We start from the raw sequence: 14,445 nt of genomic DNA, 5'->3' as shown, positions 1-14,445 counted from the left end.
CGATTTTTATTCGATCTTCTAGACTAGGGCTCTTGGCCTTTGTGTTGAAGAGCAAGCTTCCGGTGACAGGCGAACTCATGCATCGCTGCCAACACAGCTAGATGATCAGGTTCGTAGGATAGCCCGCAGTATGGCTGATGTGGGCTTCACACTTCTTTCTGGAACTACTTATTTCAAATGAACGAACGCACCAGGTATGCCCCTCCGCGAGCCAGCGCGATGTTGGAAGCCCTACGTGGCCTTGGATACTCGACCTCCTCAGCATTAGCTGATGTCATCGACAACGGTGTTTCCGCCGGAGCGTCTGAAATACATGTAACGTTCACTTGGGATGGTGACAAAAGCCGGATTTCGATTTTGGACAACGGGCGAGGCATGGACGACGCTGAGTTAGAGGTTGCAATGACTCTTGGTGCAAAAAGCCCACTTGATGATCGTGCGTCGAATGATCTCGGTCGTTTTGGGATGGGCTTGAAAACCGCGTCCTTTTCTCAGTGCCGCCGTCTCACTGTTGCATCTCGACAAATGAATGGGCCTCTTTCCTGTCTGCGATGGGATCTCGATGCCATAGCAGCATCGACGGACGTTGGATGGAGAATGTTTGAGGGGGCAGCTCATGGTTCCGAAGCTTTCGTTGAGCCTGCTTATTCCTCGCCCTCCGGAACAATAGTTCTCTGGGAAAACCTGGACCGAATCGTTACGCCTGGTTATACCTCTGATCATTTTGCCGACTTGATAGACGATGTTGAGCTACGTTTGGCAATGGTTTTTCATCGATTGCTAGAAGGGGCGAACCCAGTTTTCCGGCTATACCTCAACAGCAAAATAGTTAATCCATGGGATCCCTTTATGACGGGGCATCCTGCGAAGCCATGGCATTCGCCAGTGGCCAGAATTCACACGCCTTCAGGCATCGTGGAAGCTCAGTGCCACGTGTTACCACATAAAGATAGACTGTCTGAAGAGGAATTCAGTCGGTCGGGTGGGGCAGAGGGATGGACCTCTCAACAAGGATTTTATGTATATCGCAATCATCGCCTGCTTCTTGCCGGCGGATGGCTAGGAATTGGGCAAGGCCGTGCATGGAACCGAGAGGAGCCTCATCGGCTTGCTAGGATTAGGTTGGACATACCTAATACAGCCGATTCCGATTGGAAGATTGACGTTAAGAAATCCACCGCCCGGCCTCCTGTAACAGTGCGTCCGTGGCTTACGAAATTGGCTGAAGATACGAGAGAAAGAGCCAGAAGGGTATTTGCTTTTCGCGGCACGCCAATGCCTGGGCTTGGGGGAGTTAAGATTGAGCAACAAGCATGGCGTGTCGATAGGCTGAAGGATGGTGTTCGTTACCGCATTGATCAGCGGCATCCGGCCGTGGCCGCAGTAATTGAGGCTGTGGGTGGTAATGCAAACCTTGTGAAAGCCATGCTACGGGTTGTCGAGGAAACTGTGCCTGTGCAACGGATATGGCTCGATACAGCCGAGAATAAGGAAACGCCGCGCACCGGGTTTGAGGGGGAGCCCAACGCGGCAGTGATCGAGGTTGCAGGCGTACTTTTTAATGACTTGATCGAACGTAAGGGGTTAAGCATAGAAGATGCTCGTAAATCGATGCTTCGTACTGAGCCATTTCAAAAGTACCCAACACTGATTGCCAAATTAGGTGAAAACGAATGACCTCACCGGAAGAGATAGCTGCGCAACTAGAGCTACTGGAAAATGTGATCGCTACAGCGCAAAGGCTGGTAAAAACCGAGAAGGATAAGTCAAAAGTTACCCCAACCTTTATTGCCGAAAAGGTTCGGCTCGCGGCGGAAATGTTCTCCGGTGATTCATCTTTTATAGTGGATCAAGAAAAGGTTGTAGCCACGCTCATCCAGCGTTTCAGCCACTGGATCGGCAAATCGACCACGCTTAAAGACAACGCGGGGCACTTTGACTGGCTCACAGCCACGCGTAAACGAGATTGGCAATACTGGCGGCGTTATGAAGACTATTTGGAGTCTAAACTTTCCGACATAGTGGTCGAAGGAATTGATGAGGCTACTGATGACATCCTGGGCCTGTTGGAAGATCCGCAGCGTGTAGATGACTGGGATCGCAGAGGGCTTGTGGTCGGACACGTGCAATCCGGGAAAACCAGCAATTACTCAGGGCTTATTTGTAAGGCCGCCGATGCTGGCTATAAAATAATCATAGTGCTAGCGGGTATGCACAACAACCTGCGCTCGCAAACCCAAATGCGGCTAGAGGAAAGTTTCCTAGGCTACGAGACGACCATTGACCGTGATCCGGGCATGCCCATTGGCGTTGCGGAATTCGGCGAAGACCTAAAGACCAACTCTGCGACCACGCGAGCAGAGAACGGCGACTTCAACAACGCTATCGCTAAACATTTCCATGGTATTTCTCCTGAAGAGCGGCCGTGGCTTTTTGTGGTTAAGAAACAGAAATCTGTCTTAACTGCCCTGTTGAATTGGATACAAAAACGAGTAGCCGATAGCAACGATGCAAGTAATGGACGAAAGCTCGTCACAAAGCTGCCTCTATTGATGATCGACGACGAAGCAGATAACGCCTCGGTTGATACAGGTGAGCAGATGTTCAACGACGACGGCACGCCGGATGAGGAGCACCATCCTAAAACTATTAATAGCCTCATACGCCAATTGCTACACGCATTCTCACGTAAAGCCTATGTCGGTTACACGGCTACGCCCTTTGCAAACATTTTCATTCATCACAAAGGTGCTACGGCTAAGGAAGGCCCGGACCTTTTCCCTAGGTCTTTCATAATTAACTTGGCCGCTCCTTCCAACTACGTTGGTCCTGCCCGCATGTTCGGCAAAATGACTAAGGAAGGACGCAAAGGCGCGCTTCCCCTCTCACGAAATATCGCAGATCACTATGATGCTGAGTCGGATTCGGGATGGATGCCACCCAAGCACAAAAAGACACATGTTCCTACCTACAAAGGGCAGGAAATCATTCCGCCGTCCTTGAACGAGGCAATATGCGCTTTTGTGCTGGCTTGTGCCGTGCGAGAGCTACGCGGCCAAGATGGTCAGCACAATTCGATGCTAGTGCACGTTACCCGCTTCGTGGACGTGCAAAATCATGTACGCGAACAAATTGAGGCGGCCGTGCGTCGCATGCGCCAAAAAATCACTCGCCGTATTGATGCTCAAGAGCAAATTGAGCAGCTGCGCAATCTCTGGGAGCACGATTTTCTTCCGATACGTGATGAAGTGGTAAAACTTTCTCCTGTTGAGGATTGCCCCCCAGAGATGCCTAGCTGGGATGACATCCTTGCAGTCCTGCCTGATGTGCTGAATGACATAGAAGTTCGTTCCATCAACGGCACGGCTAAGGACGCGCTGGATTATGCGACACCCGGCGCGGTGCTGAAGGTAATTGCTGTTGGTGGTGACAAGCTTGCCCGTGGTCTGACGCTGGAGGGGCTGTGTGTGAGCTACTTCGTGCGTACGACAAAGATGTACGACACTCTCATGCAAATGGGACGTTGGTTTGGCTATCGTCCAGGCTATCTTGATCTATGTCGCCTATACACCTCTGCTGATCTGGTGAAGTGGTTTGGGCATATTGCTGATGCTTCGGAGGAACTACGGGAAGAATTCGATTTTATGGCTGAAGCGAAGCTGACGCCGGAGCAATACGGGCTTAAGGTAATGTCGCATGAGGTACTTACTGTCACCTCTCCGTTGAAAATGAGAAACGCGCAAACGCTATCGTTGACTTATAGCGGGACTCGACCACAGACCATCCTATTTCATCGTGACGCCAAGATTCAGCAACAGAATCTTGACGCTACCGACACTTTAATCAGGTCACTTGGCAATTCATGGGAGAACTCGCCAAAGCACGATCGCGATGGTGAGCCAGACTCATGGCCAAATGCGCGTCTTTGGAAGGACATAAACGTATCTGATGTTCTAACGTTCCTTGGTGCTTATGTGACGCATCCGAATGCCACCAGTGCCAAGTCTGTTTTGCTATCGGAATTCATAACCAAGATGGTCGGTACCGGGCAATTGACGAAGTGGAGCGTTGCTTTGCTCGGCGGTGGTAACGGCGTCGGTGATCAGCACGAATTCCCCGGTGGCGAACCTTCGAGCAGTTATTCGATCCGTAAGACTGAGGACTCTGTCGATCCTGAAAGGGTTGATCAAAAGAGTTTTGCCATAGGTGTGCTCACCGACCCAAAAGATGAGGGTATTGACCTAAGCGATGATGCTTGGCGAGAGGCACTAGCTCTTACTCGTGCGGCTTGGAAGCCTGAACCTTCACGCGGACGAACCTCGTTGCCGAACTTCCCGAGTGGCAAAGGCATTCGCGAAACTCGCGGAAGACTTGGTGGAGATGTGGACCGTGGATTGCTTTTGCTTTATCCGCTAACACCGCATTTTTACAAGGAAAAGACGCCTGAACGGTTGATCGTCCCCGGGTGGAGCAAGCCTATCATGGCTTTTGCCATCGCGTTCCCTAGCAGTGACAACCCAATTAGCGTGGAATACGAAGTTAACCTCCTCTACTGGATGCAAGAATATGGTCCGTCCGAATAAAGAGTTTCTGCTTGCATGGTCGTCGTTGTCCGGAAACGACATCATACCTGGCTGGCAGGTTATTTCCCTCGCTCCTGCAGGCCCTGTCGAAGTACAAGCAGGACGACGATCACCGTCCAACGTCGAGGCGATATTGTTCTGCTTTCCGACGGCCAAGCTGCCTCGCACAGAAAAATTGCCTGAAGGGCAGGGCTTTTTGGTAGAGCGAGCCGAACAATTAAATTCTCCAGGATTTAGGCTCGCACTCACTCGACAAGAAGCTGGAAGTATTGAACTCTTCACTGCGATGGTTTGTGATGTCGTCGGTGCATTAGACGAGACTGCAGCTACTGGCGTTGACGAAACTAAACTGTTGCGAGTTTTAATCGGTCGAGTATTTGCTTGGAAGCAGTTCATGTCGCGCGGTGCGAATCCTCTGAGTATTGAGGCAGAACTCGGCCTGATAGGCGAACTCAACTTCATGATTGCTCTCCTAGAAATGGGAGTTTCGGTTGAAGAGGTCCTTAAAGGTTGGGTGGGGCCAGATGACGCTCCACAAGATTTTCTATTGGGAGATGGTGCTTTTGAAGTCAAGGCGACGATGTCCACGTCTGGCTTCCCTGTGAGAATAACTTCTCTTGAGCAATTGGACGACTCCGTAGCGTCGCCTCTCTTTCTCTCCGCGGAGCGTTTCTCGCGTGAGGAGGGCGGGCAAACTCTTCCCGAGTTAGTCGTGAAAACCGAGCTACGGTTAGGTGGAGAATTTGGAACTGTTAACTTTCTAAGAGAAAGGCTTATGGTTGCTGGTTATTTCGAAGGACACTCAAGTCACTACACCAGAAAATTCGAATCGAAAGAAAGGCGGGTTTTTTCTATATCTAAAGGCTTCCCGAGATTGACACCCGGGACTGTTCCCGTTGGAGTCAGTCGGGCCCTCTATGAGATCAATCTAGACTACGCCGGAGATTTCTTATTGAGCCTCGATGTAGCACTGAAACAACTAGGAGTGAAGGGATGACGCTAGATGATTTTTTCGCAGAGACTCGGAGCGAGATAGCGATCCAGATGTTAGACGGCGCCACCTTTGGTGAGCTCGTTTTTTCCGAGGTGGTGATGCAGCACCTTGTTGACGCTGGAATGACTTTCGATCCAGTTGTTTGCCATTTTCAAGGGAAGGTAGGGAACGCAAATTTACGCTTAAGCGGATATGCGATGTCAGAGGACGCTGACCAGCTTGACCTTTTCGTAAGTCTTTACGAGGGCTTCGAAAGCCTGAGCCCGATATCCGATCAAGACATCAAAACAGCAGCGGCCCAATGTGTTCGCTTCTTAGAACTTTGCGCAGCCGGGCGCATCGCCGAAAAACTCGATCCCTCAAGTGATGTCCATTCACTTGCATTGACGATCCGCGAAATTTATGACGAGCTGGAGCAGGTTCGTGTCTACGTACTTGCAGACGGTATTGCAAAATCGAAGAGTTTCAAGCCCAGAGACGTTGGTGGGAAGCATGTGAAGCTTGAAGTCATGGATATGGAAAGGCTTTATCGACATCGTTCGGAAGGTAAGCCGCGTGATGAACTTGTAATCGATTTCAAAGAAGTTTCCGGGTCCCCGCTTCCGTGCGTATTTGTGCCAGGAGAGACTGGCGATTATGACTACGCTCTTACTGCGATCCCAGGGGAAGCACTCCGGTTTATTTATGAGAAATTTGGCCCTCGGTTACTCGAAGCTAACGTACGCTCCTTCTTAAGTGTGAAGGCGAAAGGCGTGAACGCAGGATTGCAGAACACTTTGCGGAGTGCACCTGAAAGATTCATGGCTTATAACAATGGGATTGTATTAGTCGCGGACGAGATGCGGTTGGATCGCGCTGGGGATGGATCGCCCGGTATTGCATGGTTACGTGGTATGCAAATCGTAAATGGAGGTCAAACCACTGCTTCAATTTTCTTTGCCAAAAAGAAATATGCGGATACAGATCTGAGCAAGGTTCGCGTCCCAGCTAAAATCATCGTAATGAAAGAGCAAGATCCAGCAAAAGAAGAGGCGCTTGTCTCCGATATTTCGCGGTATGCAAACAGTCAGAATGCTGTTCGGCAATCGGATCTATCAGCTAATAAGCCGTTCCATGTTGATATCGAACGGTTGTCTCTATCTGTTTATTGCCCTGATGGAATGGGAAGGTGGTTTTACGAGAGGGCTGCGGGCAGTTACAACACTCTGCTCTCCCGAGAAGGTACCACTCCAGCTAAGCTTCGAGCTCTGAGGGATTCCGTACCAACCTCAAGGAAAATTACAAAAACTGAGTTGGCTAAGTATTCAACTGCATGGGATGGATACGCTGACATTGTTAGTCTTGGCGCACAGAAGTGCTTTGATCGGTTTATGTTTGGTATGACTGACGCTGAGGCTAAAAGCACCTCCTTTAATCCGGATGTCTCCTATTTTAAGGCTATCGTCTCGAAAGCTTTGTTATTTAAGGCTGTTCATAAAGCTGCGCGACCATTGGTACCTGCTTTTTTAGCAAACGTTGCAGCATATACTGTTGCATTGATTTCCAAAACTTACGGGAAGTCTTTCAGCCACGAGCGAGTTTGGAGTAAGCAGGGGGTTTCCCCTCAGCTTGTTAAGCAAATTGAAATATGGGCGCGGGAGGTCAATGACCGCCTTTATGAGACAGCGAACGGCAGGATGATCTCTGAATGGGCAAAGCGTCCAGAGTGTCGGGAGGCTATGTTCTCTCGACCGTTCTCTTTACCGTTGGAAGTTATTCCTGAAACGTTGTAATAATTGTTTTAATCCATAAGGTCTTCAAGCCATTGGAGAAGGGGAAGTCGATTTATACCTCTGTTGTCGGAGGCAGGTCAGAAATTAAACTCCATTGTGAGTTCCTGCCTCCGAAACTACTTGTTGCCTTTGGTCGACAGCCTATCCGACTCGATCAGGTAATAGTTGATGTTTAGCTGTTTTTTCCTGATCGATACGAGTCGATGATCGCAGCAACAACTGCCGCGATTTTTCTGGCAAGAAGCGGAGGTACTGCGTTTCCGATTTGAGTGTACTGCTGTGTTCTGGTCCCTTCGAAGAAATAATTGTCAGGAAAAGTCTGCAATCGAGCAGCCTCTCGAACAGTCAGACTTCTGCACTGGCTTGGATCCGGATGAATGTAGTAATGACCATCTTTAGCTATGTGGGCGACCACTGTAGTTGAAGGGCCAGATGCTATTTGAACTCTGAAGCGGTCGTTAAAGGGAACCGAGTCGGATGTAACATTTTCATGCGCTGGGAGGAGCCGCGCAGGAAATTGATGAATTTTGGGTGAGGTGCCATTCAAAGTTGCGTAGCTTGCTGCAAATATATATCTATGGAGGTCGGAGCGCATATGGCCTCTAGCCTCGTGCTGCAATACTCCCTTCAATCGTGAGTCGAGGAACCATTCGCGCTGCTTTGTATTCATTTCTGGAAATGTTTTCCAAGGTATAAATCTATTGCCGCTAGAAGTCAGCTTGTTTGCGTCTTTAGCGGCATTTTTCATCGCATCTATTAATTTTCCCTGGCCAACTTCATAGGAAGGAAGAACCAAAGAGCTAGCTTCCTCCAAGGTGGAAAGCCAAGCTTCGAGGGAGTCTCCTCCTCTGGAAATTTTGCTCCGAATTGGAGGGAGTCCTGATAAAGCCTGCCCAACTGTAAAAGTTGTTTTGCTAGGCTCCATGACAAGCCCTTTCTGATTTTCCAGTAGAGCTCGGCAATTCGAGGCAACGTCAGAGCGGACTCCAAGTAAGATAACCCTGTGCCGAGCCTGCGGAAGACCGTAACGTTCTGCTTGAATAATAAAGTCGTGTGGATCGGGTCTATCTGCATTTTTAGGGACAACTAAGGAGCGGATGTTGTACGAAAGACCGTCACCAGGAGTCGACAAATCCTGGAGAATTTGCTCGAAAATATTCGAGCCGCTGTGCTTCGAGGACAATATGCCCTTCACATTCTCCATGACGAAGATCGTTGGTTTGAACTCGCGAATAATCCGCAGATATTCTTTGTAGAGAAAGTGCTTCTCATCGCTTTCAAACTCTTCTTGGCTTTCGCGTGTTCGACGGGAACGCCCAGCTAAGGAGTATGCTTGGCACGGAGGTCCACCAATCAGAACCCATTCATCTGCACCTGCCAGTGCTTTTCTAATCCAATTGTCCACTTCATCGGGTGATATTTTACCAAGCTCCGCGAGCTTGGCTTCTTGCGAAGCCTCCACTGCTTCCGCTGGTACGTCTTTATGTTTGAAAAACTCTTCACGAGTGATATCACCGCGAACATAGTCGTAGTAAGCCTCGGGCACTTCGCCTTTCGGAAAAGAGCGGAACAATGCGCGGAGCGACAGAGTTGCGTGAGCGACAGGATCTTTCTCGATCGACACACGAAGCTGGAACTTACGGACTCCTTTTTCATGGCCACCGATTGAAGAGAATCCCTCACCGAGTCCGCCCGGGCCAGCAAAGAGGTCGATGACCGGAATAGATTCCTTATATTTCATTGATTTATTCGATGCGCCTAAGACAAAAAATAATAAAAGCGCATGCAGCGCTTAAAGAAGTCGTATCTCCAAAGAGGCACGCACTATGTTCGATAAATGGTAACGGTTCACTAGGTGGTGGGCAAGAAATGAACCTCGGGCAGAGGATCAAAACAATACCGGATGTACGCGGAAAAGCGTCCAGTCATTTGCCTTTATTAAGCAATGCCCATAATCGTCAAATTAACGTTACGGTTGGTATGGTTTTAGGTGGGGGACGGATTGGTAGCGGTTTCAAGTGGGGTAGGATTTTTGACGTCTACGTATGAGGTAGTGAGCACCTATTTACCAATAAAAAGCCCCGATCAGATCGGGGCTTTTTGCTTTCTCGACTCGCCGACTCAAACCGCAATCGTCAAATCGTGCCAAGCGAGACTATTAGTCCCAGCTCAACGCACCACCAGTCTGATACTCAATTACCCGAGTCTCAAAGAAATTCTTCTCTTTCTTCAAGTCCATAATCTCGCTCATCCAAGGGAACGGGTTAGTCGTCCCTGGATATTCCTCTTTAAGGCCGATCTGCGACAAACGACGGTTAGCGATGAACTTCAGGTAGTCCTCCATCATCGCCGCGTTCATACCCAACACCCCGCGAGGCATGGTATCCCGTGCGTATTCAATCTCCAGCTGAGTCCCTTGCAGAATCATCTGGGTCGCTTCTTCCTTCATTTCAGCATCCCACAAATGCGGGTTTTCGATTTTGATCTGGTTGATCACGTCGATGCCGAAGTTCAGGTGCATGGATTCGTCGCGCAGGATGTATTGGAACTGCTCGGCGACGCCGGTCATTTTGTTGCGGCGGCCCATGGAGAGAATTTGGGTGAAGCCGCAGTAGAAGAAGATGCCTTCCAGAACGCAGTAGTAGGCGATCAGGTTGCGCAGCAGTTCTTTGTCGGTGTCCGGGGTGCCGGTTTCGAACTTCGGATCGGAGATCGAACGGGTGTACTTCAGGCCCCAGGCGGCTTTTTTCGCGACCGATGGGATCTCGTGGTACATGTTGAAGATTTCGCCTTCATCCATGGCCAGCGATTCGATGCAGTACTGGTAGGCGTGGGTGTGGATCGCCTCTTCGAAGGCCTGGCGCAGGATGTACTGGCGGCATTCCGGGTTGGTGATCAGGCGGTACACGGCCAGTACCAGGTTGTTGGCAACCAGGGAGTCGGCGGTGGAGAAGAAGCCGAGGTTGCGCATGACGATGCGGCGCTCGTCGTCGGTCAGGCCTTCCGGGTCTTTCCAGAGGGCGATGTCGGCGGTCATGTTGACTTCTTGCGGCATCCAGTGGTTTGCGCAACCGTCCAGATACTTCTGCCAGGCCCAGTCGTACTTGAATGGCACGAGTTGGTTGAGGTCGGCGCGGCAGTTGATCATGCGCTTTTCGTCAACGGCGACACGGGCGGAGGCGCCTTCGAGTTCGGCGAGGCCTTCGGCGACGTCGAGGGAGTTCAGTGCAGCCTTGGCGCGGGCCACGGCGGCCGAGTCGTCGGCGGTCACGGCGCGGGCTTCGATCGCGGCGGCACCGCCAGCGTTATCGAGGCGATCCATGTTGGCTTCGGTAGCGTGGCCGGCGTTGGCGCCTTTCACTGCTGCTATTTCACTGTCTTCTTTGTCGAATTCGTCCCAGCTCAGCATGACGTGTCGTCTCCTGCGTGAGGGCCTGTCGCCCGTGTGAAACCTGATTGGTTGGTTTTTCACACGGTCGTACAGACCGCGTTGGATCTTAAGGAATCGTTTTTTGCAGCTATACGCAGGCAATAAAACAGAATTTTTTCCGGGTTTCCGAGAGCCTCTGACGGGCGCAATCAGCGTTGAACACTGCTGCGGGGCTTCAGAATGGCTTTTGATCCCTGTAAGGGAATATTGCTAACCCGATTAGGGCGGCATTATAGGGAAAAAAATGAGGTCGTGGGGGAGGGCGAAAGCGCGCAGGGCGGTCGATCAGGAAGGGGATTTCAGTCGGAGCGAGGGTTTACAGGGCTTTCGCTGGGATTGGCCCCTGAGAATTTTTTTTGATTAATTTTTTCGTTGGGCTTTGGTTGCTCAAGAAATGAGCAAAAAACCGCGTTTTTCACTATATCTTGTGTTTTGCAACCCTTTTGACCGACTCCAGACACAACTGAGCCCGACCGAAGCCGGGCTGGAATCGACCCTCAATGAAGCGCTGAGAGATCCAATTCGGTGCAGTCTGCAATCATCAATTGGTGCAGCCGTTGCCCATCACGCTGTAACGCAGGATGTGGCGCTGGCCGGTGGAGTCGTCGTATTCCATTTTCATTGGCACAACTTCGCAGACATTCGGAACTTCGCTCATCGATACAACGTTGGCGATGTCCAGGTGGGTCGAGTAAGTGTATTCCTCGATGGCCGGTTTTTGCTGGGCGACATCAGTCGGGACCTCGTTTGCCATGGCGGTTGCGCACAGACTGCTGAGGGCCAGAACCAATAAAGCTTTCATTTCAAATTTACCTTTTTGAGGTCGAGTGGGGTCACGCAACCTTTTTAGGGTTGCGTGTGGAACTTCATCGTTTGCGGTTGTTACTTAAGAGCTGGATTAACGGCCTTCGTGGGGGCTGTAACGTTGTTAATCGCGTTTGCCTTGTCGGCGAGGTGAATTCTAGGGAGGTGGGGTGGGGGTAAACAGACCGGGTTTTGATAAACACTTTTCACATATTTGGTAACAATCCCCCCAAAAACACCTCAATCCCCCGTGTAGGAGCTGCCGAAGGCTGCGATCTTTTGACTTTGATTTCTAGAGGCAAGGTCAAAAGATCGCAGCCTTCGGCAGCTCCTGCACGGGCCATCGTGGGTGGGCGAGGGGTTGTTACTACCATCGTCGAATGGTTCTATGGGCCCGGCCCCGTTACAACAGGGTCATACAAAAACAACTATTACACCGAGGTAAGAAAGATGAGTGCGGCTTCTCTGTATCCCGTTCGTCCCGAGGTTTTGGCTAACACGCTGACTGACGAGGCGACCTACAAAGCCATGTACCAGCAGTCGGTCGTCAACCCTGACGGCTTCTGGCGTGAGCAAGCCAAGCGCCTCGACTGGATCAAGCCTTTCACCACGGTGAAACAGACTTCTTTCGACGATCACCACGTCGACATCAAATGGTTTGCCGACGGCACCCTGAACGTTTCCTACAACTGCCTCGACCGTCATCTGGCCGAGCGTGGCGATCAAGTGGCGATCATCTGGGAAGGCGACGATCCTTCCGAGAGCCGCAACATCACCTACCGCGAACTGCACGAACAAGTGTGCAAACTCGCCAACGCCCTGCGTGGTCAGGACGTGCACCGCGGCGACGTGGTGACCATTTATATGCCGATGATTCCCGAAGCCGTGGTCGCCATGCTGGCCTGCACCCGGATCGGCGCGATTCACTCGGTGGTGTTCGGTGGTTTCTCGCCGGAAGCCCTGGCCGGTCGCATCATCGACTGCAAATCGAAAGTGGTGATCACCGCTGACGAAGGCATCCGTGCCGGCAAGAAAATCTCCCTCAAGGCCAACGTCGACGACGCGCTGACCAACCCGGAAACCAGCAGCATTCAGAAAGTCATCGTCTGCAAGCGCACCGGTGGTGACATCAAGTGGAACCAGCATCGCGACATCTGGTACGAAGACCTGATGAAAGTGGCGGGCACCGTTTGCGCGCCGAAAGAAATGGGCGCTGAAGAAGCGCTGTTCATCCTTTATACCTCCGGCTCGACCGGCAAGCCGAAGGGCGTGCAACACACCACCGGCGGTTATCTGCTGTACGCGGCGATGACCCACGAGCGCGTGTTCGACTACCGTCCGGGCGAAGTTTACTGGTGCACCGCCGACGTCGGCTGGGTCACCGGCCACAGCTACATCGTCTACGGCCCGCTGGCGAATGGCGCGACCACGCTGCTGTTCGAAGGCGTGCCGAACTATCCGGACATCACCCGGGTGGCGAAGATCATCGACAAGCACAAGGTCAACATCCTCTACACCGCTCCAACCGCCATCCGCGCGATGATGGCCTCGGGTCAAGCCGCTGTTGAAGGCGCGGATGGCAGCAGTCTGCGTCTGCTCGGTTCGGTTGGCGAGCCGATCAACCCGGAAGCGTGGGATTGGTACTACAAGAATGTCGGCAAGTCGCGTTGCCCGATCGTTGATACCTGGTGGCAGACCGAAACCGGCGGCAACATGATGAGCCCGCTGCCGGGTGCGCACGCGCTGAAACCGGGTTCAGCGGCGCGTCCGTTCTTCGGTGTGGTGCCGGCGCTGGTCGACAACCTCGGTAACATTATCGAGGGCGAGGCTGAAGGCAATCTGGTGATTCTCGATTCGTGGCCAGGTCAGGCGCGCACGCTGTATGGCGATCACGATCGTTTCGTTGATACCTACTTCAAGACTTTCCGTGGCATGTACTTCACCGGTGACGGCGCGCGCCGTGATGCTGATGGTTATTACTGGATCACCGGGCGCGTCGATGACGTGCTCAACGTGTCCGGCCACCGCATGGGCACGGCGGAGATCGAGAGCGCGATGGTTGCGCATCCGAAAGTCGCTGAGGCGGCGGTGGTTGGGGTTCCGCATGACATCAAGGGGCAGGGCATTTATGTCTATGTCACGTTGAAGAATGGCGAGGAGCCGACCGAGCAGCTGCGTCTGGAGCTGAAGAACTGGGTGCGCAAAGAGATCGGGCCGATCGCTTCGCCGGACGTGATCCAGTGGGCACCGGGGCTGCCGAAGACGCGTTCGGGCAAGATCATGCGCCGCATTCTGCGCAAGATTGCCACGGCGGAATACGATGGGTTGGGGGATATCTCGACGCTGGCGGATCCGGGTGTGGTGCAGCATTTGATTGATACGCATAAGACGATGAATGTGGCTTAAGCGGTAGATGCTTAGGAGCCCTGTCCGGTGAATGCCGGGTGGGGCTTTTTTGTGTCTGTAGGGTTTGTGGCGGTCATGCTGGCCCCTTCGCGAGCAGGCTCACTCCTACAGGGATCGCATTCCACCTGAAGAAACGCGATCAACTGTAGGAGTGAGCCTGCTCGCGATCTGATCGTTCCCACGCTCTGCGTGGGAATGCAGCAAGGGACGCTCTGCGTCCCAGAAGCCGACGCAGAGCGTCGAGGGAGGCATTTCCACGCAGAGCGTGGGAACGATCAGCGGCTCAACCAATATTTATCGACCAGCGCCGTCAGCCCTTTCCTACTGTTACCCGCCGCCTTCCACGTAACCGAATGTGTAACCGGCCGCCCCGGAGCGGGGCATTGGGAAACGCATCGCCCCGTTTTAGAGCCTCCAAACCCCCGGTGAAAAATAAGACACAACGCTGCGCTTGCC

General features: G+C 52.1%; 8 protein-coding genes. 5 read left to right on the top strand and 3 right to left on the bottom strand.

The genetic code is table 11. The annotated features are described in order from the left end of the window. Positions 1 to 219: 219 nt before the first annotated feature. Genes AD669_RS19940 through AD669_RS19925 form a run of 4 tightly spaced genes read left to right on the top strand, consistent with a single transcriptional unit; the run spans position 220 to position 7,349 of the window. The gene (locus AD669_RS19940; RefSeq protein ID WP_053123308.1) at positions 220 to 1,677 is read left to right on the top strand and encodes an ATP-binding protein; all 1,458 of its coding nucleotides are present in this window, start codon (positions 220 to 222) and stop codon (positions 1,675 to 1,677) included. Further along, positions 1,674 to 4,583, top strand: a complete 2,910-nt coding sequence (locus AD669_RS19935; RefSeq protein WP_053122895.1) for a Z1 domain-containing protein — start codon at positions 1,674 to 1,676, stop codon at positions 4,581 to 4,583. The genes AD669_RS19940 and AD669_RS19935 overlap by 4 nt, the downstream gene beginning before the upstream one ends. Further along, positions 4,567 to 5,580, top strand: a complete 1,014-nt coding sequence (locus AD669_RS19930) for a PD-(D/E)XK motif protein (protein ID WP_053122892.1) — start codon at positions 4,567 to 4,569, stop codon at positions 5,578 to 5,580. The genes AD669_RS19935 and AD669_RS19930 overlap by 17 nt, the downstream gene beginning before the upstream one ends. Further along, positions 5,577 to 7,349, top strand: coding sequence for an AIPR family protein (locus tag AD669_RS19925; protein WP_053122890.1), 1,773 nt, complete (start codon positions 5,577 to 5,579; stop codon positions 7,347 to 7,349). Before AD669_RS19930 ends, AD669_RS19925 begins: the two co-directional genes overlap by 4 nt. Positions 7,350 to 7,521: 172 nt before the next feature. On the opposite strand, the gene AD669_RS19920 is transcribed toward AD669_RS19925, so the two are convergent. The 3 genes from AD669_RS19920 to AD669_RS19910 form a co-directional block, all read right to left on the bottom strand. After that, positions 7,522 to 9,090, bottom strand: coding sequence for a DNA cytosine methyltransferase (locus tag AD669_RS19920; RefSeq protein WP_053122888.1), 1,569 nt, complete (start codon positions 9,088 to 9,090; stop codon positions 7,522 to 7,524). Positions 9,091 to 9,507: 417 nt separating this feature from the next. After that, the gene (locus AD669_RS19915; protein ID WP_053122886.1) at positions 9,508 to 10,758 is read right to left on the bottom strand and encodes a ribonucleotide-diphosphate reductase subunit beta; all 1,251 of its coding nucleotides are present in this window, start codon (positions 10,756 to 10,758) and stop codon (positions 9,508 to 9,510) included. 562 nt (positions 10,759 to 11,320) lie between these two features. After that, a complete protein-coding gene (locus AD669_RS19910) occupies positions 11,321 to 11,581 on the bottom strand; it encodes a DUF2790 domain-containing protein (protein ID WP_053122884.1) in 261 nt (86 codons plus the stop codon). A gap of 452 nt (positions 11,582 to 12,033) precedes the next feature. Here AD669_RS19910 and acs point away from each other — a divergent pair, with 452 nt between their 5' ends. Beyond that, entirely contained in the window at positions 12,034 to 13,989 is a 1,956-nt protein-coding gene (gene acs / locus AD669_RS19905) for an acetate--CoA ligase (protein ID WP_053122882.1), read from the top strand. Positions 13,990 to 14,445: the final 456 nt, after the last annotated feature.

Source organism: Pseudomonas sp. P1.31 (assembly GCF_001269815.1).
GTDB lineage: Bacteria > Pseudomonadota > Gammaproteobacteria > Pseudomonadales > Pseudomonadaceae > Aquipseudomonas > Aquipseudomonas rustica.
Note: the sequence above shows the minus strand (reverse complement) of the source record. Positions and strands in the feature narration are given on the sequence as shown.

Bases quoted from the DNA above. Each gene is read 5' to 3' on its own strand.
- AD669_RS19925 (WP_053122890.1), top strand. From the start codon at position 5,577: ATGACGCTAGATGATTTTTTCGCAGAGACTCGGAGCGAGATAGCGATC.
- AD669_RS19915 (WP_053122886.1), bottom strand. From the start codon at position 10,758: ATGCTGAGCTGGGACGAATTCGACAAAGAAGACAGTGAAATAGCAGCA.
- AD669_RS19910 (WP_053122884.1), bottom strand. From the start codon at position 11,581: ATGAAAGCTTTATTGGTTCTGGCCCTCAGCAGTCTGTGCGCAACCGCC.
- acs (WP_053122882.1), top strand. From the start codon at position 12,034: ATGAGTGCGGCTTCTCTGTATCCCGTTCGTCCCGAGGTTTTGGCTAAC.
- AD669_RS19920 (WP_053122888.1), bottom strand. From the start codon at position 9,090: ATGAAATATAAGGAATCTATTCCGGTCATCGACCTCTTTGCTGGCCCG.
- AD669_RS19940 (WP_053123308.1), top strand. From the start codon at position 220: ATGTTGGAAGCCCTACGTGGCCTTGGATACTCGACCTCCTCAGCATTA.
- AD669_RS19935 (WP_053122895.1), top strand. From the start codon at position 1,674: ATGACCTCACCGGAAGAGATAGCTGCGCAACTAGAGCTACTGGAAAAT.
- AD669_RS19930 (WP_053122892.1), top strand. From the start codon at position 4,567: ATGGTCCGTCCGAATAAAGAGTTTCTGCTTGCATGGTCGTCGTTGTCC.